Origin of the sequence: Flavobacterium sp. LC2016-01, assembly GCF_009711135.1 — a bacterium.
Classification (GTDB): Bacteria; Bacteroidota; Bacteroidia; order Flavobacteriales; family Flavobacteriaceae; genus Flavobacterium.
Genome location: NZ_WMIC01000011.1, coordinates 169,927 through 192,864, shown reverse-complemented (window position 1 = coordinate 192,864; position 22,938 = coordinate 169,927). Strand labels below are relative to the sequence as shown.

General features: G+C 36.7%; 9 protein-coding genes. 3 read left to right on the top strand and 6 right to left on the bottom strand.

Translation table 11 applies throughout. From position 1 onward, the window contains the following. The 6 genes from GKZ88_RS20180 to GKZ88_RS20155 all read right to left on the bottom strand — a co-directional run. Nucleotides 1-11,426: DUF11 domain-containing protein (locus GKZ88_RS20180; RefSeq protein WP_196216503.1), on the bottom strand; the 11,426-nt coding region annotated here is incomplete at its 3' end. 126 nt (nucleotides 11,427-11,552) lie between these two features. Then, nucleotides 11,553-16,394 carry a type IX secretion system membrane protein PorP/SprF gene (locus GKZ88_RS20175; protein WP_155104115.1) on the bottom strand — a complete coding sequence of 1,614 codons (4,842 nt, stop codon included), beginning with the start codon at nucleotides 16,392-16,394 and terminating at the stop codon, nucleotides 11,553-11,555. A 1-nt stretch (nucleotide 16,395) separates the two neighbouring features. Further along, the gene (gene sprC, locus GKZ88_RS20170) at nucleotides 16,396-17,874 is read right to left on the bottom strand and encodes a gliding motility protein SprC (protein WP_155104114.1); all 1,479 of its coding nucleotides are present in this window, start codon (nucleotides 17,872-17,874) and stop codon (nucleotides 16,396-16,398) included. Then, nucleotides 17,871-18,284, bottom strand: a complete 414-nt coding sequence (locus GKZ88_RS20165; protein ID WP_155104113.1) for a hypothetical protein — start codon at nucleotides 18,282-18,284, stop codon at nucleotides 17,871-17,873. Before GKZ88_RS20165 ends, sprC begins: the two co-directional genes overlap by 4 nt. Before the next feature lie 101 nt (nucleotides 18,285-18,385). Next, nucleotides 18,386-19,675 carry a hypothetical protein gene (locus GKZ88_RS20160; protein ID WP_155104112.1) on the bottom strand — a complete coding sequence of 430 codons (1,290 nt, stop codon included), beginning with the start codon at nucleotides 19,673-19,675 and terminating at the stop codon, nucleotides 18,386-18,388. Nucleotides 19,676-19,864: 189 nt separating this feature from the next. Beyond that, nucleotides 19,865-20,317 carry a hypothetical protein gene (locus tag GKZ88_RS20155; RefSeq protein WP_132988283.1) on the bottom strand — a complete coding sequence of 151 codons (453 nt, stop codon included), beginning with the start codon at nucleotides 20,315-20,317 and terminating at the stop codon, nucleotides 19,865-19,867. A 434-nt stretch (nucleotides 20,318-20,751) separates the two neighbouring features. Here GKZ88_RS20155 and GKZ88_RS20150 point away from each other — a divergent pair, with 434 nt between their 5' ends. From GKZ88_RS20150 to GKZ88_RS20140, 3 genes are all read left to right on the top strand, one after another. Further along, nucleotides 20,752-21,900 carry a DNA polymerase III subunit delta' gene (locus tag GKZ88_RS20150; RefSeq protein WP_155104111.1) on the top strand — a complete coding sequence of 383 codons (1,149 nt, stop codon included), beginning with the start codon at nucleotides 20,752-20,754 and terminating at the stop codon, nucleotides 21,898-21,900. A 7-nt stretch (nucleotides 21,901-21,907) separates the two neighbouring features. After that, entirely contained in the window at nucleotides 21,908-22,291 is a 384-nt protein-coding gene (locus GKZ88_RS20145; RefSeq protein ID WP_155104110.1) for a DoxX family protein, read from the top strand. 122 nt (nucleotides 22,292-22,413) lie between these two features. After that, complete coding sequence (locus GKZ88_RS20140; RefSeq protein WP_133523739.1) at nucleotides 22,414-22,923, top strand: acyl-CoA thioesterase; 510 nt, start codon at nucleotides 22,414-22,416, stop codon at nucleotides 22,921-22,923. Nucleotides 22,924-22,938: the final 15 nt, after the last annotated feature.

The window sequence follows — 22,938 nt, the reverse complement described above, 5'->3', positions numbered from 1 at the left end:
TTGCTGATCGTAACTGTACTTTTCTGGCTAGCCACTGGTAAACAGTAAACTGGAGTTCCTGTAATATCCATGTCTGTTGGAGCGTCTAATGCTGGTACAAGTACTGAAACTGGTACAGCAATGATACATCCGTTTGCATCTTTAACTGAAGCTGTTACAGTTCCAGAAGCCGATGTAGTGTAAGTATTAACTGAAGAGTAATTTAATCCTCCGTCAAAACTATATTGATATGGTGAAGTTCCTGTTCCAGCTGTAACGTTAATTGTTACGATAGCAGCCTGAGTAGAATTTCCAGTTCCACAAGTTAAACCTTGTGTCAAAGTTCCCGTTGCAGCAATTAGAGATGGCTGTCCAATTGATACTGGTTTAGTAACCGTACAACCTTTAGAATCTTTAACTCTCACTACATATGTAGTACCTGCTGGTAAGTTTTTAAACTCATTTGAAGTTTGATAAGCTCTAACAATTGTAGCCCCATCTTCTAATTGATATTCAAAAGGAGCAATACCAGCCGAAACAACAGCTGTAATTGTACCATCTGAACCGCCATTACAACTTGCATTTGTTGAAGAAACAGCAAAATCAATAGTAGTTAATGGATCTAAAGTAAACGGTTTTATAACCTTACAACCACCTAGAATTGTATTACCAAGATCTGTAGCTCTAAACAAATAATTACCTGTAACACTTGTTTGGTGTACGTTTGAAGCTAAAGTTGTCCAAGAAGTTCCGCCATTTGTAGAGTATTCATAAGAATATCCTGGTCCAAAACCGCCAGAAGCAGATAAGGTAATTGTTGCCGCTGGAGTTGCTGAACAGTCAAGATCTTTTGTTAAAGTAATATCTAACTGTAACTCTGGCTTAACTTCATAAGCTTTCGTTGCAGTACAGCCATTACCATCTTTTATAACTAAATTATAAGTACCTGGCGCATTAAATGTAAAGTTTGGCGATGTTTGGAAAGTGCTTCCGTTTACGCTGTAACTTGCTCCACCCACTATAGTAGCATCAACACTTCCAGTTATTGCAATTGTAAATGGACTACCTGTATAACAAATTGGTGCAGGCATATTGATCGTTGGATCAGTATATTTATCTAATACAATTGGGAATGGTTTAATACAGTTATAAGCATCTTTTGCATAAACTATATAACTTCCTGCGTTTACATTGAAAGTATTTGGAGTAGCCCAACCAGCAGTACCACTAGTAGGAGCTGTAGCTGAAGCTAATAATAATTGATACGTATAAGGAGCTGTTCCAAATGATGCTAAAGCAGTAATAATACCAGAATTATTAGCACAATTTGCCTTTTGAGAAACTGATGCAGTAAGTACCATTGGTTTTGGTGACTCTAAAATATCAAAGTCTTTTGATGTCACACTACATCCAGCATTTGGACCCACTAGCTCTTTTACTAAAATGTAATAAATACCTTTTGGTAATGGCCCAAGGTTAGTTACTGAATAATTTGTAGTAACACTAGGTGATGTTCCTGATATACCTGTGCTAACATTGTTGTATGCGTTAAAAATTTCGTAACCCATTGTTATTGGCGTAGCCGAAGGATATGGATTCGTAATAGTAAAGTTAACTGCTCCATCAGCGGCACCAGTACAAGTAATATTTTGACCTGTAGCTGCTACCGTTAATAATGAATTCGTTGGGATAGGTGCCGCTGCAGTCTCATAATAGTAACATTTTGTATCAAAATCATAAACTATGAAAGTGTAAGTAACTCCCGGAGTAAGATTATTGAAAACTGTTGATTTACTTCCTGCAGGCATTTCTCCCTGCCATCCACCAACACCATCTGCAGTCCATGTTTGACCAGGACCTGTATAAATATTAAAGTGGAATGGTCCTACACCCGTAAATGCAGTGTTAACCGTAATAGTCGCAGTTCCACCAGTTGTACAAGTAGCTGTCGAATTAATTGAAATATCAAGTTTGTTTGGAGGTGAAGCCACCAATACATTACTTACAACTTCAGTACATCCTTTTGAGTCAACAACTCTAATTTGGTACATACCAAAATCAACAACATTAAAGTTAACAGAAGTTGTTCCTGCAACATTAAGTTCTGATGCATTATAATTGTTGATACCTGTTACATAATAGTTATAAGGTCCTGTTCCGCCTGTTACACTATCAATAATAACAGATCCTTTAACAGTTCCACCGCCTACACATGTAATAGGCACAGCATGATTTGTAACAATAATTTTAGCTGGCTCGTTAATAGTAATTGTTTGTGTATCTGTACAGCCTTTAGCATCTGTAATTGTAACCGTATAGTTACCAGCTGCTAAACCTGAAGTTTGTGTACCATAATCTTGAACCGTTGGCGAAGTTCTTCTTACATTGAAAACAAAAGGAGAAGTTCCTTTAGTATTGTCAATTGCAATTGTAATTGCCGCTGTTTGTTCTCCATTACAATTAATAAATTGTGTCTGAGTCACACCAGTAATGTCTGGTGGAATCGGAGCTGTAGTTGTAACCGGAACAGTTGTTGTTACGGTACAACCTTTAGAATCAGTCACTGTAAACGTGAAATCTGCTGCTGCATTTGTTGTGAAAACATTTCCAGCAAAAGTTCCAGCAGCAACTGGTGTACTAGTGTATGAATAAGTATATGAACCATCTCCACCTGCTGCTAGCAAAGTGATTTTAGCACTTGTTGAACCAGAAACGCAATTATTATCTCTGTCTAATTGAGCTGCAATAGTCAATTTAGGATAAACCGTTACTGGAGTTGTTGTTTGAGCGATACAGTTATTAGCATCTTTTACCCAAACATTATATGTACCAGCTGCAGTAACAGTAAATGTGTTACCAGCCTGATATGAAGTACCATTGATACTGTATTGTAAAGTTCCTGTTCCTGTTCCAGCTGCCGTGATTGTATAAGTACCAACACCTAAACATTGATTAACAGCAGTAGCTGTAACTGTTGGAGCATTGTCTTTTGCAATTACAACGTCTAACATCACCTCACATTTATTAGCATCTCTAACGTAAACATCCCAGTTTAGGTTTGTTGTTGGGTTTAGATATGCAATGTTGCTTGGTCCGAAATCAGCATCAGTAACTGTTACACCATTTTGAACAAAAGCATATTTGTATGCAGTTGTTCCTCCAGCGGCTGTAATTGTAACTTTTGAAGTACCAACATTACAGTTAGCATTTACCGTAGCATAACCTGCTGTTAAAGGATTTGCTGGCTCCAAAATAGTAATTGTTGCACTAGCAGGACATTTTGTTGTATTGTCAACAACTGAAAGTGTGTAATCACCAATAGATAAACCTGTTAAAGTAATCACATCACCGCTTGTTGTTGTTGTATAAGGTAATCCTGTTGGAGTTGATGTAACTGCAACTGAATAATTACCTGTAGCGCTGAATCCAGAAATTGTATATCTAGCAGATCCTGTACTGTCTCCTTTACATTGAACGTCACTCAATTTACTAGCAGTTACAACAATTGGTGTAACCGGATTAACCGTAATTGATTGAGTAGCAAAACATCCGTTTGCATCTGTAACTTTAAATGTATAAGTACCTGAAGCAAGTCCTGTAAATACTCCAGATGAAGCACCTGTTGTATTACCAACTGCCGAAGCTGGAGCTGTAATAGTATAAACTAATGGCGCAACTCCTGTTCCTCCCGTAACTGCAACTGTAACTGTACTTGTTGTTGCAAGACAAGTTACTGCTGTAGGAGTAACACTTGAAATAACTGGTGGGTTTAATTTATTTAATGTTAATGAACCTGAAGCAGTACATCCTTTTGCATCTTTAACAGAATAGTTAATTACTTGATCTGTTCCATTATCATTTACTGTCAGCGTATTTATTGTTGAAGAATATCCACCACCGTTGAAGCTATATTCGTATGGAGCTGTTCCTGTTGATGGAGTTGCAATAGTTACAACTGCTGCTTGTTTCGTATTAGTAGTGCTACAAGTGAATTTAGTTGCTGAAGCACTAACCACTAATTTTGAAGCTTCAATAATCGTAACTGTAATTTTTCCAATACAGCCTTTACTGTCTTTTACAAAGAAATCATAATCTCCGGCAGCTAATCCTGTGAAAGAAGAAGCAGATCCGTAAATGATTCCGTATTTACTGTATTGATAGTTTTGGCCTCCTGTTAATGAACCTCCTGCTCCAATTAACTGTACTGAACCATCTGTTCCTCCATTACAAGAAACATTTACCTGATTAGCTGTAAGAGTTGGATTAGAGATAGAAAGTATATCAGTTGTAGTAACAAATGTACATCCGTTAGCATCTGTAACTTTAATTAAAAATGTTCCAGCTGTTGCAGTTGTATAAACATTTGAAGCCATTAAAGTATAGGTAGTTCCACCGTTTGTTGAAACTTCATATTTATAAGCTGTTTTTCCTCCATTAGCCGTAACCGTAATAGTTGCGTCAGGAGTAGAAGCAGAACAATCTAATTCTTTTACAGCTGTAGTAGCTGTCAATTGTGGGTAAACTGTAATAGCTGCTGCTTGTGCAGTACAGCCGTTAGCATCTTTTACCCAAACGATATATGGAGTTGCGCTTGCTACAACATCAAAGAAATTGTCTGTTGTAAATGCACCGCCAACACCATTAATTCCATATTGTAATGTACCAACACCACCTGTACCAGTTGCTGTGATTCTGAATTTATTTCCAGAACCTGTACATTGATTGTCTAAAGTTGCTGTAACTGATGGAATCTGATCTTTTAAAATAGTTACTGTAACAAAATCAGTACATCCGTTTGCATCTTTAATATAAACATCCCACTGCATCACAGTTCCGTTAACAGTATTCACTGTTAGTTTTGGATCTGTTCCAAAAGCAGTTGGAGCAGCCGCACCTTTTACAACAACAGCATAAGAATAGCTTGTTGTTCCGCCTGTACCAACTGCTGTAATAATAGCTTTGTCATTATTACAATTGATGTTTGGAGCAGACGCAGTAACATCTAATGCACTTGCTGGCTGTGTTAAAGTTACTGTATAAACTGCTTTACATTTTGTTAATCTGTCTGTAGCTGTGATAGTATAATCACCAGCAACTACAGCTGATGCAACATTAATTGTAGTTGTAGAAGCAGCTACATTATTTGCTTGCTGAATTGTTGTTCCTCCAGCATTTTTAATAATATAATCGTATCCGCTAGTTTTAGCTCCAGTAACAGTAAACTGAATTGTTCCTGTTCCAGCATAACATTTAATAGCAGTAAGTACAGATCCTCCGGCAACAATATCCGAAGTTCCTTTTACATCATAAGAAATGCTGAAAGTACAAAGTGTTTTACTATCAGTTGCCTGGAAAGTATAAAGTCCTGGTGTTAATCCTTTAAAATCTCCTGTAGTATTACTTGCAGTACTATAACCTGCTGGTCCTGCTGTAATTTTGTATGATATATTTGCTAAAGTACCAGCTTTTACAGCTGTTAAAGTCACATGTCCACCAGGAGGAGTTGTTGAACAGTCGTAACCGCTGTCTACTAAGTTAATTCCTGTAATTTGATCTAATGTACCAATAGTTATACTGAATGGTCCAGCTTGACATCCGTTTGCGTCTTTAACATAAGCAGTTACAGCTCCAGCAGTACTTGTTGAATATGTATTTGTTGTTGTAAAGTTTGAAGTTCCGTTGAAACTATATGTGTAAGCTCCTGTACCGCCAGTTCCACTAATTGTAACAACAGCAGGAGTAGTTCCTGAAACAGCACATTTTATATCAGTTGCAGAAATAGTTCCGCCAACTGCCGTAGGTTCTGTTAATGTAATATTTCCAATTGCTGATGTACAGCCTTTAGAGTCTTTTACTTGATAAGGATAAGAAATACCCGCTTTTAATCCTGTATATGTAGTAGTAGTAGTAAATGCACTATTGTTAAAACTATAAGTATAACTTAAAGATCCGCCTGAACCAGCTAATGTTACCTCACCAGTTGATGCGCCATTACAAGCTACTTGCACTGGTGTTGCACTAACGGTTGGATTAGTAATTGCGTTAACTGTGATCGAAACATATGCTTTACAAGCTGTTGGATTATTAGAATCTGTGATTTCGAAAGTATAATCTCCTGCACCTGCTGCTGGGTAATTAAATGTACTTCCTGTAACGTTAACACTTGATCCGTAAGAACCTGTTCCAACTTTAACTTTATAAGTAAAAGTAGATTTACCTCCAGTGATATCAACTTTAATAGTTGCTCCTGTAGTAATACAAGATAATCCAGCAGATACTGTTGCACTACCTTTTAATTCCGGCGCAACAATAATACCCGTTACTGTGAAAGTACAGTTATTGCTGTCAGTTACTAAAACACTGTGTGTTCCCACACCAACATTTGTAAACGTATTTGTATTCACAGCTGCAGCACCGTCTAAACTGTAAGTCAAAGTTCCTGTTCCAGATGCAGTAACTACAATTGTAGCTTTATCAGCATCAAAACATAAATCTGATGAACTTGCTAAACTAGCAGTTACTGGTGTTGGATCATTAACAATCACAGCTGTTGAAACTGCAGACGGACAATCTCTTAAATCTTTTGCAACAATAGTATAAGTTCCTGTAACCAGTCCTGTGAAAACTCCTGAATCTTGAAACGCAGTGATAACAGTTGTACCGTTTGCGGCTCTTAGTTCATATTTATAAGGTGTTGTTCCTCCAGAAGCAACAGCCGTAATTGTCGCTTTTGAAGTACATGTTGGCTGTGTTGTAACACTTGCTGTAACTGTTACCGCAGTTGGTGAACCAATTGTTTTGCTGAATGATTTTGAACAAGTTCCAGCAATATCACTTTGTACAACTACAGTGTAAGCTCCTGCAGTTAATCCGCCAACTGTTACTGGAGAACTTGTAGCATTTTGCAATGTTCCTCCATTAATAGAATAATAGAAACCTGTAGCTGTGTTAAAGTTTTGTGCAGTAATAGTAATAGAACCTGTATTTCCTCCGTTACAAGCAACATCTTGAATAGTTGGATCTAAAACAGTAAATGCTTTATCTGTTCCAACTACAAAAGGTATTTCCTGTTCAGCTAAACATGATTTAGGTAATTGATAAACCGAAATGTCATCAATTAATAAATCGTTTCCATTATATTCTAAACTTCCTGAACGAATAACAAATGTCAGGTTAGTATTATTTCCAGGGTTCAAAGAGATTGTTGGAATCTCAATCCATTTTGTCCTGTTTGGATCATTTGCTGCTTCAGCGATTTTTCCTGTATCAACTCTCGCAACAACAACACCAGCTGGATTTACTAACTCAAATCGAACAATTGGAGCCGCACCGTTAACACCTGCATTTAATAAATTGGCAACAGCCAAATCTACTTTTACAGGCTGATTCGGGATAACATCTGCAATTGGTTTACTATAAAGAATTCCATAATCTCCTGCTGCAGAACCAATATTTACTAATAAATATCTTCCGTCAGCTACTGCACCATTTGAAGTATGATCTTTAAATGGATACCATGCTGTATCTCCTCTCCAGAAGAAACTTGCTACAGAATACTGATTATCTTCAACCGATCTTGTAGGATTAGGACATGTATGGATATTTACATCTTGATTATTAAAACAATAAGCTGCTGCAATACCTGGACTTGTTGTAGGATCTCCATGTCCAAAATCTTCTTTTAATAAATTACTATACGTTGTAGCGTCTTCTAATTTATATACAACTTTGATTTTATGGCTTCCTGATAAAATATTATTAAATACATTATTTGTAATTGGTGTATTTGCAACACCGTCTAAATAATATTCATATGAATAATTTCCACTTGAAGGATTTGTAACTGTTGCTGTAGTTTGACCTGTACCATTACAGTTATATACAACAGGAGCTAAATCAACTCTTGGATCTGCTGGTTTTGGATCTAATATAACATCATAAGGCAACTGGTATGTACAACCTGCTGCATCTCTAACAATTAGTATATAAGTACCATTTAAAACATCTTTCTCTGGTGAAGTCTGCCAGCTTCCTCCTCCATCAAAACTATATTCATAAGGAGTTTTTCCTCCTGTTACATTAGTAAATCTTAATTTTCCACCTTGACCGCTAAGTGTACAACCTGCTAATTCAGCAACACCACCAGAAGCAGTTAAAGCATTTGCCGGAGGTAAAATTGTAACAGCTTGAGCTGGATCTGTACAAGTTGTTCCTGATAATGTATATCTGACAACAACATTATAAGTACCTGCCTTTAAGTCTAAGAATGTCGGATTTGAAGTAAAATTAGTCCCATCTAAACTATACTCTAAAGTATAGCCATTTGGGTTTGTTACATTTACAGTAATTGAACCTTTTTCTCCATAACATTTAATTACAGAAGGAGTAATTGTATATACAGGTTTAGGATTAGCCGCAACTGTAAATTTATAAGTCGTTGTACAAAGATTTGAATCACGAACTAAAATTGTATACTCTTTTGCAGTAGGAGTATTTAATATTATTGAATTCAGGTCAGTATTACCATTTTCATCTAATGCATACTCTGTTGTTGAACCGTCGACAAAAAATGCGTACGGAGCTTTACCACCACTTGCCGTAATTCTATATTGTCCATCGGCGCAAGCTGTAAGAGGTTTTATAACTGAAGATGTCACACTTAAAGCAGCAGCAGGATTAGGTATCAATTTGCTAACACTAGCAATACATTCAACCGTCTGATCTGGCTTTTTAGTGAAAACTTCAACTAAATATGTTTTTCCTGGCGTCAAACCTTCAAAAGCATGTGTACGATCCGGCAACGGGCCTAACTGCTGAACTACAACACCATCTTGATAAAGTGTATAATAGTATCCTGTAAATCCGCTGGTAGCACTTACTTGAAGTCTTCCTAAATCTCCAAAACAAAGTGGGTTTTCAGTTAGATTATCAATTGCTGCAGTAAAATCATCTTTAGCAATTATAATTTGAGCTGTTTTATAAGTACACGTTGGGTTTACATTTTTTAGTCTATAATTCACAACGTAATTACCTGCTGTTGTGATACTAAAAACATTATTGTCTCCCCAAGCCGTAGTAGTAGAACTGCTTGCCGGAATAAGGACATGAGTCAAACTAAATTCGTAGCCTGTAAGTTTATCAACTGTAATGCTTCCTGGAGTTGTACATAAAATATTTTTGTGCGTTTCGTTGATCGCAACATCACTTTTATATACATTAAAGTAAAAGCGGTTCACACAGCCACCTGAACTGATAGTTACTCTATAATAACCAGCATCAGTAACTGTAAAAAGAGAACCATTTGCTCCAGCTGAAGTCCAGACACAACTTGTTCTTTCATCAGCACATAATTCAGATAAATCTGCAACTGGCGGACGAACGCAGGTTGTCTTCTCCCAAACAATGGTTGCCGATGGAAGATTCAGATTGAAAAGTCTTGAATCATTGGCACCACAAAGGAAGATTTTAGGAAGCGGTTTTCCATCAATATCACATCCCGGAATATTACCACTTGCATCTTTATTATCTGCATAAGTAATAATTGGATTGGTTTTTACTCCACCTCCATCTTTTACAGTAATAATTTCTTCAAAATCAGGACAGCCTGCCTTTTTACTATATACATAATATGTTCCTGGTCCTGTAATTTTAAGTTTTTGATTTGTTCCTAAAACTGGATTATAAGCTGAACTTGTTGCCCATTTGTAACTATCATATCCACCAGATGCTGAAATTTCCATTTCAGACAAACAGATTTCTTCTTTCCTGTTTTTACAAGCATCTAAACCAACTAAGAAATTGGTAGACTGAGGCGTAGCATTACAAGAATTTGCATCGGCATAACTTTTATCTCCAAACAAAGTTCCGTTACCTCCTCCACCAGCACCTGGATTACCACGATAGCTGGACATTGCACTGTTTTTAATAATATTATTACAAGCATCTGTCAATGAAGCACAATCGTCTACCACATGAACTTTGAAACGAATTGTCTCTTGTGGATCAAATTTTTCTACTAAAGAATTAGGTACTGTGAATACTAGCGTTCTAGTAGCAGCGTTATAGGTTACATTGTTTGCTACTGTCATTCCAGTAGGCAACTTAAAAATATCAGCTGGAAAACTAAAATTTGTATTAACCGGCAACTGATCTGTTATCGTAAATTCTGTTGCACTGTCGTTTCCTTCATTTTTAAATTTTAGTGTATATCTCAATTCTTGACCCAACGTCACATTTGCATTAGAAGCGTCTTTATCTGCCGCATCTTCTACAGTTTTAAGCAACTTAATATTAGGCGCAATAACATCTACTGAAAAAGCCAAAAAATAATTGATATAAACATCCACATTTGTACCTATGGTAATATCTGCAGATGTTGCTTTATTTTTAATAATTCCACTTTGAGGCGTAATATCAAGAACTCCAGCATCAAAACCTAAAGTATTGGTACCATTAGGATTTCTATCTGTAAATACACCCGTTGAAGTTGTTATCGAACTCTTAAAGAAATTATTTGTAGGTCTCACCGTACTCGGAGTTGTTACAATAGGCAGACCGTTAATATAAAGGTAATCACCTGAATAGTTTTGATCTCCTTCAAGAGCTGAAAAAGCAACTCTTGCATTAACATCACCTAGGTCTGGAGTTGTAAAACCACTAACTTTTGTAGTAACAGGTAATGCATTACTACCTATCCCAAAAAATCCATTAAAAGTAGAAACTGACTTGGTCGGTAATGAATTATCCTCATAAACAACAAAAAGAGACCATCCAGCAGCCAAACCAGTTGAACCATTAGTATTCTTTACACCTTCGGTAGCTTGTACATTGGCTACGGTATAAAGTCCATTTGCGTTAGTAGAATTTAATAAAGAAGTAATTTCAGCATAACAGGCATAAGCTTGTGTTTTGTTTCCTCCAGAATCAGCAATACCATCAGCATTATTTTTAATATCCCAAATAACAGTTCCTGTTACATCCTGATAATTACTATTAGCAGTATTAGGAACCTTAATTTTTACATTTTTAATTGTTGTTCTATCTGCTGGTGATCTTAAAATACCTGACCAATACAAAGCAGCATAAGCAACCTTATAACAAGGAGCAGCTGGAGCATTATTATTTGGTACTGTAAGAGTTGCACTACTCGAACTGAATACTACTTTTGAATTAGGAATTGGGTCAACATTGACATAGTACATATCAAAATTACCATTGGTATCATTACTAGTAGTACCACTAAAAGGTGTGTTAGGACTTACACTATAAGTACCATCAGATTTCTTAGTACCTCTGTTAAGTATATTATTTCCAATGTTAATAATATCACCCTTAAGCTGAGTATTGTACACTCTTACAAAATCAGTGTATTTTTGAGAAAATACTATATCTGCTTGTAAAAACAACAGAAGCAAAATTGCAATTTTTAAGATAGTAGGTTTTTTCATGGTATTTAATTTTTTGGCATTCATTCAATCTCTAAGGGGCATTAGTGATTAATTTTTTGCCGCTTTAAAATATTTATTTTGATGAGCACCTTATTTTTTAAGGTGCTTAGTATTTATTATCTATTATTAATTCTCAACTTTTACGATGGCCATTTTTCCATTGTAAGGTTTATTCCCTTTTGCTTCTAATGCTTTAGTCGCCTCTTGTAAACCTTCATATTTCTCGTAATAGATGTAATACTTACTTGTTGCTATATTATAGAAGAAATTAATATCTGTACGTCCTGCAGCAACTGCTTTAGTCAGGAATTCATCTCTCTTTTCAACACTGCTGTGAACTGCAACAATCATGTAATAACCACTTTCAGAATTTTTAATATTCTTGATGATCTGCATATTTGACTGGTCTTCACCAAAATCAAAATCACTTGCTGTTAAAGGTGTACTGCTTACTTTAGTAGTTTCCTTAATTCGCTTAAGCGCTGCTAGATCTTGGTTATATCTTCCTTGATCATTTTCATAAGCCGCACGTTTGATTCTACGTTTTTTCTCAATTTCAGTTTCAGCTTTAATACGCTCTAAATTGGCCAATAATGCTGCACTGTCTGTTTCCATTTTTAATTGTGCTGCTTTTAACTGATTTATCTTTTCTAGATAAGCTCTATTTAAAGCGTCATTTTTATTCGGAACTTTTTTAAGTCTTTCGTTATATAAATTCGTCAGCTTGTCAATCTCATTTTTTTGAAGTCTGTTAGCTTCTGCAATATTTACTTTTAAAGCTTCTAACTGACTGTTTTCTGCCGCAACACTTTTGAATGGTTTAGGTTCTCTATAGATTCCTTTTTCACTTAAATCATTTTCTTCTCTTAAGTCATTCAAATCTTTTTGTTTGTTTGCAACTGTTGCATTAAACTGAGCTAACAAATCACTTTGATTTTTAGTAGAAGCGTCTAGAGATTCTGTTAAAACATCAATAGCTTTTGCTGTTTCATCTTTTTGAGCAGCTGCTGCTTTTGCTGCAGCCAATTTCGCCAATTCTGCTTCTTCAGCTTGTTTAGCCAGTAATGCTTCTGCGTCCGCTTTAGCTTTTGCATCAGCAGCAAGTTTAGCTTGTAATGCTTCTGCATCTGCTTTCGCTTTTGCATCGGCAGCTAATTTTGCTTGTAACGCTTCTGCATCGGCTTTTGCTTTAGCATCGGCGGCTAATTTTGCTTGTAGTGCTTCTGCATCAGCTTTTGCTTTGGCGTCGGCTGCAAGTTTAACTTTTAATGCTTCTGCATCGGCTTTTGCTTTTGCGTCTGCAGCTAATTTTGCCTGACGTGCTTCTTCATCTGCTTTCGCTTTTGCATCTGCCGCTTGTTTTGCTTGTAATGCTTCTGCATCGGCTTTCGCTTTGGCGTCGGCGGCAAGTTTAACTTTTAATGCTTCTGCATCGGCTTTTGCTTTTGCGTCAGCAGCTAATTTTGCTTGTAACGCTTCTGCATCGGCTTTCGCTTTTGCATCGGCTGCTAATTTTGCTTGTAATGCTTCTGCATCGGCTTTCGCTTTTGCGTCAGCTGCAAGTTTAACTTTTAATGCTTCTGCATCTGCTTTTGCTTTTGCATCAGCAGCTAATTTTGCTTGTAACGCTTCTGCATCGGCTTTCGCTTTTGCATCAGCTGCTAATTTTGCTTGTAATGCTTCTGCATCGGCTTTCGCTTTGGCGTCGGCGGCAAGTTTAACTTTTAATGCTTCTGCATCAGCTTTTGCTTTTGCGTCAGCAGCTAATTTTGCTTGTAATGCTTCTGCATCCGCTTTGGCTTTTGCATCAGCTGCAAGTTTTGCTTGTAATGCTTCTGCATCGGCTTTCGCTTTTGCGTCAGCGGCTAATTTTGCCTGACGTGCTTCTTCATCTGCTTTCGCTTTTGCATCTGCTGCTTGTTTCGCTTGTAATGCTTCTGCATCAGCTTTTGCTTTGGCGTCAGCTGCAAGTTTTGCTTTCAATGCTTCTGCATCGGCTTTCGCTTTATTATCTGCTTCTAATTTTGCTAAACGAGCTTCTTCCGCTTCCTGTAATTTTTTTGCTTCGGCTTCAGCTTTTGCTTTTGCAGTTGCTTCAGCATCCGCTTTTACTTTCGCATCTGCAATTAATTGCGCCTGTAATGCTTCCATATCTGCTTTCGCTTTTGCATCAGCAGCTAATTTTGCTTGCAACGCTTCAGCATCGGCTTTTGCTTTTGCATCTGCTGCAAGTTTTGCCTGACGAGCTTCTTCTTCAATCTTCGCTTTTTCTTCAGCAGCTTGTTTTACTTTTAGTGCTTCGGCATCCGCTTTTGCTTTTGCATCTGCTGCAAGTTTTGCTTGAAGTGCTTCTGCATCCGCTTTTGCTTTTGCATCTGCAACAAGTTTAGCTTGAAGTGCTTCTGCGTCAGCTTTTGCTTTTGCATCTGCAGCTAATTTTGCCTGACGCGCTTCCTCATCTGCTTTTGCTTTAGCGTCGGCGGCAGCTTGTTTAACTTTAAGAGCTTCTGCATCGGCTTTTGCTTTTGCATCTGCAGCTAATTTTGCCTGGCGTGCTTCTTCAGCTTCTTGTAATTTTTTTGCTTCAGCGTCTGCTTTGGCTTTTGCCGTTGCTTCTGCATCTGCTTTAACTCTTGCATCAGCAATTAATTTTGCCTGTAATGCTTCCATATCAGCCTTCGCTTTTGCGTCAGCTGCAAGTTTTGCCTGAAGTGCTTCTGCATCAGCTTTTGCTTTTGCATCTGCAGCTAATTTTATTTGTAATGCCTCTGCGTCAGCTTTTGCTTTAGCGTCAGCAGCTAATTTAGCCTGAATTGCTTCTGCATCAGCTTTCGCTTTTGCATCGGCAGCTAATTGTGCTTGTCTTGCATCCTCTTCTACTTTTGCTTTTGCATCAGCAGCTTGTTTTATCTTCAATGCTTCTGCATCAGCTTTTGCTTTTGCTTCAGCAGCAATTAATGCTTGTCTTGCTTCTGCATCGGCTTTCGCTTTTGCATCTGCAGCTAATTTTTCTTTTAGGGCAGCATCTGCGGCAGCTTTTTCTTTCACAGCTGCAGCAGCTTTCGCTCTGTTTGCAGCGTCGATTGTAGCTTTCGTTTTAGCTTCTGAAGCCGCTTTTGCTTTTGTTTCTGCAGCTAATCTTGCTTGATATGCATCAGAATCAGCTTTCGCTTTCGCATCTGCAGCTAAAATTGACTGTAAGTCGGCAGCTTCTGCTTTTGCTTTTGCATCTGCTTTTCTCTTCACTTCAGCAGCATCCGCTTTAGCTTTTGCGTCTGCAGCTAACTTAATTTTTAATGCTTCAGCATCAGCTTTCGCTTTTGCATCTGCTGCAAGTTTTGCTTTTGCAGCTGTTTCTGCATCAACTTTTGCTTTATCAGCAGCTAATTGCGCTGGTGTTTTTTGTGGTGCAGCATCTGTTTTAGCTTTTGCAGCTTCAGCATCCGCTTTTGCTTTCGCATCTGCAGCCAGTTTTAATTTCATTGCCTCGGCATCTGCCTTCGCTTTATCAGCAGCTAACTGTTGTGGCGTTTTTGCTGCTACTGCTCCAGGTTTGTTTGCAGCAGCTTGAGCTCTTGCCGCAGCAGCAGCATCTACTCTAGCTTTATTATCTGCCGCTAATTTTAATCTGCGTTCCTCAGCATCTGCTCTCACTTTATCTGCAGCCAACTGAGCTTGTGTTTTTTGCGTCGCAGCAACCGATCTGTTTGCAGTTGCAGTTTGTGCTCTTGCAGCCGCCGCGGCATCAGCTTTTGCTTTTGCATCTGCGGCAATTTTTATTTTCAAGGCTTCGGCGTCTGCCTTAGCTTTATTATCTGCTTCTAATTTTGCTTTCGCTACAGCTTCGGCGTCAGCCTTCACTTTTTCTGAAGCGGCAAGTCTTGCTTGTTTCGCTTCGGCATCAGCAGTGGCTTTTGCTTCGGCAGCTAATCTTGCTTTTTCTGCACCATCTACTCTTGTCACTGGAGCAGTTGTTGTTTTCTTAGCCATTACAGGTTTTGGCTTCGAAGGATCGATAAGAGAACCTTCATCATCATCACCGTAATAATAATTTCTGCTTTTGAATTTATAGGCAATTGCAAATTCGTGAGAACCACCCAAATTTGTAAAGTTGCCAAAACCTCTTTCGTAGTTATATTCGATTGCAATACTTGGTGAAATATTAACACCTAAACCTGCTGAAACTCCGTATAACGTATTGTAACCAGCCTGTGCCCAAACTCCCTGTGGAATTGTAATCATGGCAAGACCAGATAAAACTGTTTTGTCTTTTTTAATTTCTGTTTTTACTATTCCAGAAAATTTGCTTCTGTCAAAAAATCCATAACTGTCAATATAACCCGTGTACATTCCATGCAACTCGATTGCTCTTTCTGGATCGTCTTTAACCATTCCAGAACCAAAATTGTAAAGCACTAAATTGTTGATCGATAAACCAAAATCAAGAAACGCTGTTCCGTAGTTAATACCAGGATTTACCGTAAGCAAAGTATTTGAAGGTATATTATCTATTGGAAGATTTGAATCGTTTGAAACAATTTTACCTTTGTTTAAACCGCTTTGGTAAGCACCAACGTTAAGACCAAATGTCAAATTGCTGTCTTCTTGCAAAACGATATTATGGGCAAAATTGGCTACTCCTCCAAATACTGTAAACACACCGTAATTTTGCTGGAATAATCCAAAAGCAAAAGCCTCATTTTCTCTGAAACGTCCAGAATAGCCAAATAAATAAGTATTTGGTGCATCATCAAACTGAACCCATTGTCTTTTGTTATAAAAGCTCACATAAGGGTTTGATTCACGTACAAAACTGAATGTTGGGTTAATTAAGTATCTATTAAACTTTAAAGAATTTCTGATGGGTAAGGAAAACGAAACAACTCCATCCTCAGACTTTGTATCTTGAGCATAGAGTAAATTTGAAAAACCGTAAAATAAAGTTATGAATAGTAGGATTTTCTTCATCTTATTTTATCACAGTTATTGATCCTTTTCTTTCACCTGTCCCGGATTGAATGACATAGTAATAAACTGGATTTACATTTTTAATATCTATTGATCCAGACGGGGGCCAATCGCCTTGATAGTTCACAACATCAAGAACCATATCTCCGTTTGAACTAATTATTTTAACACTAGTTTCAGCATTTTTGTACTCGCTTGGGATATCCCAAACATCATACGGATAACTGCTTAAGCTAATAATATTAGCAATTTTTTGAATGTCAGTAGGAGGAGTTGAATCATAAGAAACCGTAAATGGCAATTCTTGTTCAACTGTACATCCTGATGACTGGCTAACTTTTACTTTATAATTCCCGCGTGCAGCAACCAAATAAGTATTACTTGTAGCGCCTGCAATAACAGTGCTTCCTAAATACCACTGAAAAGTTGGATTAACGGCATTTGTAGTAACTGTAACGCTCAATGTTTCACTTGGTGAAATAACATTCGTTGCAGGAACATTTAACGAAGCAGTGAAGTTATTTCCTTTAAGGTCGATTGTTCCGGTTGCAGTACAACCGCCAAAGTCAACATCAACGGTATAAACTGCGGCTTCATTTGTAGTATAACTGCGATTTGTAGCGCCAGTTATTACAGCTCCATTTTTTTTCCACTGATATTTGTTTCCTGCAGTTGCTGTAAGAGTAGTACCAGTTCCGCTAGAACAAAAAGGATTTCCTAAGCTTGAATCTACTGTAACTGATGATCCAGATGCAGCCGAAGTAACCGTAACTCTGTTAGAACTAAAGTTCTCGTCATTACAGCCTCCATAATCGATTTGTGCATAATAAACACCTGGTGCATTTACTAATAACGTTTTACCGCTTTGTCCTGCAATTGCAACATCATCTTTAAACCATTTGTATTTAAGATTTGGGTAATTTGCTGGTGAAGATGGAATATCAGCCGGAGTTGGATTATAAATGCTTAGACTTAAACTTCCTCCTGAACAATATGTTGCTGATGCCAATTTATCATTAATAAAAAACGTTTCGACAAACGTTCTGTAATAAATAGGAAAACTAGTTACACCCTGCGAGTTTTTAAAACTCAAACTAGTTTTGTTTGTGCTGCTTATTATTCGCATACTATAAGTATTTGAACCCTTTAAACTTGTTGGGACTGCAAATTTTATAGTCTGCTGCTGTAAAGCAGGATTGTCAACAAATGAAATTTTTGTGGTAGCAGTTGGAGTTGTAAAATTTCCTAAATCATCTGAAAGCTGTACTTCAAAAGTAGTTCCAGCAGGAAAATCAACATAGCTAAAGGTCGCGTTATATTCATTAAAAGGTTTGCCATCGACAATAAGTCCAGCACAAATTCTTGGATAACCAAGCTGTTGTGGGACTATTGTCTGGGCATAGCTATTTGTTTTAGTACATAAAAAAATACTAAAAAAAAGAATAAAACGGATTACAGATAGCGTAGTTTTCTGAATCATATAGTCCTCGTTCTTGCTAAGTCTATATTTTCAAAAAACAAGATATCAATGAATGTTTCTGAAAAATCATATTTATAGTTCTCAATAATGTCTTTTGCAAGAACAGAATAAGAAGCTGTAATTGATGAATTTTCTAAGCATTCTGAAGTCTGATTCTTCGCGTCAGTTGTTGTAGCAAAGCTGTCCTTGGGGATGGACAGCTCCACTGCTAACTGATTAGAATTATCTAATTTGCTGATCACTGATGTATCAGCTGTTTCTGTTTTTTGGTTATTATTACACGCCGTTACAATGCATTTCAAGTCATTAGAAACTGTAGCGTTTCCAACTGTACTTTGTGCATTTATTGCTGCAATAGGCGAAACCAAAAATATAATATAAATAAAATATTTTTTTATAGATGGGGCCATTATGTTCTGATCTTTATTTGGTCCTGTACGAGACTGACATAAATTGTGTCTGGGGACTTTATTAATAAAATTTACGCTCTGTAATAAAAATCTAAACTTATCTATTTTCCGCTAGACGCTGTAATTTTTCCTAATTGTAATCTGAAATCTGGTTTTTTAGGATTGTAAATGTCAATAAACGTTTCTTTGTTATCACTTTGTGACATCACGTTAAAGAACACAGGGTTTCCATACCAGCCCTCTAAATCTTCATTGTTTGTATTGTACTCTGTAAAGATGTTTCCGTTACATAGGTTAAAGTACATTTCTTCAAATTTGATTTTTTTAAGGTTGACTTCATTGATTTCAGTTTTACTGTCTAGCAAAACGGCCGGGTTAAATCCAGAAACCACAGTACGCTTCATTTCAAGAGAAGAAGCTTCAGCAACATAAATTGCTTCTTTTACTAAACCTGCTTGAATATCAGCTTTAATGTTATCACTGTCGTTTAACATTGTAATATTTGTTGCAACAACAAGAGTTTGTTTTTTAGTAAAATCTGTTTCACTTTTCTTTTCGAATGATTTTACCTCCAAACAACGAGATCCATCTTTGTTACTTGATAAGTAAGATGATCTAACTGCCAATGAGTTAAATAAACGGCATTGAACACCTTGAGTAAATTTGTAATCGTCGTTGATTGATTTGTAAGAAACAAATTTAGTAGCGTTTACATCACCTCCAAAGAAAGCAAATGAGTCACCGCCAGAGTAGCTTACCATTACATTTTCTAGTATTGTTTTAGCACCAACACCTGCAAAAGTCAAACCATTGAAAGTATCTGCACCTTTAACTTTTTTTCCTGCAAATTCGATTCTAACATATCTTAGAACACCTGAATTTCCGTTTACATTATCACCACCATAAGTAGTTAACGTAGGATCAAGATCTAAGTTGTAAGAACCAACACCTCCAAATTTATTGATAGGAGCATCACCTAGAATTACAATTCCACCCCAGTCACCAGCTTTTTTCTGGCTTCTGTTTGATGTAAATACGATTGGGTCAGTTTCTAGACCATCGGCAACAAGCTGTGCACCTTTTGTAACTACCAATGTTCCTTTTGTTTCGAAATCACCAATAATTAAAGTTCCCGGTTCAATACTTAAAACCGCGTTATTTGTAACATAAACGTTTCCTTGCAAAACATAAATATTCTTCTTCAGCAATTTAGTATTAACAGAAATGTTTCCTGCTAAAATTTGGTTTGCTTCTCCATACTCTACTTTGTTAGGCTTAAATTCGGTCCAGTTATTCAACCAATTAGTGTAGCCCATAATTCCTTTCTCTTGCTGAGCACTCATACTAGTAACTGTCAAAAGAACGCAGATCATTTGAGTAATTTTTTTCATGATAAGGGGGTATTAGGGTTAATAATAAATTTGGGTATGCGTAAATGAAAAAACTCATCTCGATTTTTCTGAAATTATTCAGAACACATCGAGAACGAGTTATTTTTTATTGCTCTTTTAAAATGTTTTCGAAAATCTAAATCATCTACGTAAACAAATCAAAAAAGGTTTTAAAAATATTTTTGTTTATTACATTTCGTTCAAATCGTTGAACTCGTGTAATGATTTCAATGTGCTTTCGTAAAATAAAATTGCAGCGATCAAATTTCCTTTGTCTGAGTAAGGCATCATTTTTCTCTGAAAATCTACTGTAGTATCTAAGAATGTTGTTGTACCAACAGCCTGAGCATCTAAAACTTTTTTGTGTTCAGAATCGTCTGGAATACCTAAGTCGGCCATAGTAACCCCTGGTTTAGTAACCAAAGCAATGTAAGGGAGAGTTTTAACTAAAACTTTAATACGCTCAATGTACAATTCCAAAAGTTCTCCTTTTTGCATACCACTCAATTCTTTTTGATCATGGTATTTTCTGATAAGAGCTGTTGTACTAATGATACTTCTTGGAGCATTTTTTGCCTGTGCTGAAACAGCAGCAGTTGTCAAGAAAAAAAGTGTACTTAATAAAATAATTTTCCCTTTCATAGATTCTATTTTTAGTGGTAGTTGATGCAAACAAAAATATATAATTTAACTTAAATTGCAACTTTATTGAATTCTTTTTTCAAAAAAAATCCTTAAAAAAAACTTAAAAAGCAGTTGTATGTCGAGAAAATATGCGTTTTAACGAGGTTTTTGTTAAAATTGTTAATTCAAAAACTGTAAGATATTAACTATAAAAAAAGGCGCATTTCTATCTATAAATAGCTAAAAAAACCTTACGTTTATCATTTTAGACAAAAAAATATTAACAAAAAAGTCTTCATATCTACTCGCGTGAAGTAATTTATTAACAAAATAAAGTTGACATAAAGCAAAATTTTATAAAAAAAGACATTCTGGTTTTTTCAAATTAAATACATCTCACAATCTTTTAATCTAAAATTTTTGACTACATCATTTTCTTCTATCTTTGTCTCATGCAATTTTCTCAAATTTTAGGTCAGGATTATATCAAAAGTCACTTGATAAAAAGTGCATCTTCAGGACGAATTCCGCATGCACAATTATTTATTGGGCCAGAAGGAAGCGGCACATTATCAACCGCTATAGCTTATGCGCAGTACATTTTGTGCAGCAATACTGGAGACGAAAATGAAAACGGAAACGATTCCTGCAATCTAAAGTTCCAAAATATCTCGCATCCCGATTTGCATTTTATTTATCCCACAGTCACGACAGAAGATGTTAAAACCAAACCAAAAAGCTTAGACTTTATTCAGGATTGGCGAACATTTATTCAGGAAATGCCTTACGGCGGCTTGTTTGATTGGTACAAAATATTGGGCGTTCAAAACAAACAGGGAGAAATCAGGGTCGAAGATGCGCAGGAAGTTTTAAAATCACTTGCCCTGAAATCCTACGAAGGAGGTTATAAAATCATGATTATTTGGATGGCCGATAAAATGAATATTGCCGCTTCAAATAAACTTTTGAAACTTCTGGAAGAGCCGTCAGATAAAACCATTTTTATTCTGATTTCTGAAAATGAAGAAGATATTATTCAAACCATTCGTTCTCGCTGTCAGGTAATTCACTTTAACGGACTGCCGGAAAAAGTTATCGCCGACGCTTTGGTTTCCCGAGAAAATATCGATCAGAATTTCGCTAAAAAAATAGCACATCAGGCACAGGGAAATTTCAATAAAGCGCTTCATTTGTTAAAAGAAGATGATTCAGAATATCCTTTTGAGCAATGGTTTGTCAATTGGGTTCGTGCCGCTTTTAGGGCAAAAGGAAACGCTGCGGCAATTCAGGATTTAATTTCCTGGAGTGAAGAAATCGCCGGACTCGGACGCGAAAGCCAGAAAAAATTTATTCAGTTTTGTATCGAAATGTTCCGTCAGGCTTTGATGCTCAATTATCAAGCACCAAGCTTGGTTTATATCGAGCCGAAAGTTGACAAATTCAAACTCGAAAATTTTGCACCTTTTGTAAACGGAAACAATATTCATGAAATTTTCAAAGAACTTTCAGATGCGATGTATCACATTGAAAGAAACGGAAATGCTAAAATAATTTTAACCGATTTATCAATCAAACTTACACGTTTAATTCATAAAAAATAGCTTTCATATGAGTAATGTTGCCTCTATCTTAATTCTGGCTTTTTTGGCCTTAACGTTCTTACAGTCAGGATACGAAAAAATATTTTATTGGAAAGATAATGTTGAATGGCTGAAAGGTCATTTTGCGAACACGCCACTAAAAAATCAAGTGCCGCTTGCATTATTGCATCTTTTAATTTTAGAACTTATTTCTGGGATTTTATCTGTTGTAGGCGCAATTCAGCTGTTATTAAACAGCGGCAGAGAATTTGGCTTTTACGGTGCGATTTTTTCTAGTATCAGTTTGTTGATGATGCTTTTCGGACAAAGATTGGCAAAAGATTACGATGGCGCGAGAACCATTGTGATCTATTTTATCCCCGCAGTAATGGCGGTTTACTGGCTGAATTAATCAGCTAAAATATAAAAATATAAGCCACTCCCGATAGCTATCGGGATTCACAGATTCTTACATTTTTCAATCATCTTAATCAGTGAAATCAGTGGCAAAAAATGAATTTTATTATAAAAAAAATGAATCCAAAACACCCTTCAGAATCCATAACTATTTTAACAGATTTAGTTTTACCGAGCGAAACAAATCCTTTAAACAATCTTTTTGGCGGTGAATTATTAGCCCGAATGGATCGCGCTGCAAGTATTGCTGCCCGCAGACATTCACGCCGAATTGTAGTAACAGCTTCTGTAAATCACGTTGCTTTTAACAGAGCAATTTCGCTTGGAAGTGTAGTTACAGTCGAAGCAAAAGTTTCAAGATCTTTTAAAAGTTCGATGGAAGTTTTTATTGACGTTTGGGTTGAAGACCGCGAATCTGGAAGCAGAACCAAAGCGAACGAAGCCATTTACACTTTTGTTGCTGTTGATGACACTGGAAGACCTGTTGAAGTTCCGGCAATTATTCCAGAAACCGAACTTGAAATCCAACGTTTTGATGCTGCTTTGCGTCGTAAACAGTTGAGTTTAGTGCTTGCAGGTAAGATGAAGCCGTCTGAAGCAACAGAATTAAAGGCACTGTTTTTATAGTGTAAATTGTTGCAA

What these genes read in the sequence shown, in the direction of transcription:
- GKZ88_RS20140 (WP_133523739.1), top strand. Translation starts at nt 22,414, where the DNA reads ATGAATCCAAAACACCCTTCAGAATCCATAACTATTTTAACAGATTTA.
- GKZ88_RS20145 (WP_155104110.1), top strand. Translation starts at nt 21,908, where the DNA reads ATGAGTAATGTTGCCTCTATCTTAATTCTGGCTTTTTTGGCCTTAACG.
- GKZ88_RS20175 (WP_155104115.1), bottom strand. Translation starts at nt 16,394, where the DNA reads ATGAAGAAAATCCTACTATTCATAACTTTATTTTACGGTTTTTCAAAT.
- sprC (WP_155104114.1), bottom strand. Translation starts at nt 17,874, where the DNA reads ATGATTCAGAAAACTACGCTATCTGTAATCCGTTTTATTCTTTTTTTT.
- GKZ88_RS20160 (WP_155104112.1), bottom strand. Translation starts at nt 19,675, where the DNA reads ATGAAAAAAATTACTCAAATGATCTGCGTTCTTTTGACAGTTACTAGT.
- GKZ88_RS20165 (WP_155104113.1), bottom strand. Translation starts at nt 18,284, where the DNA reads ATGGCCCCATCTATAAAAAAATATTTTATTTATATTATATTTTTGGTT.
- GKZ88_RS20155 (WP_132988283.1), bottom strand. Translation starts at nt 20,317, where the DNA reads ATGAAAGGGAAAATTATTTTATTAAGTACACTTTTTTTCTTGACAACT.
- GKZ88_RS20150 (WP_155104111.1), top strand. Translation starts at nt 20,752, where the DNA reads ATGCAATTTTCTCAAATTTTAGGTCAGGATTATATCAAAAGTCACTTG.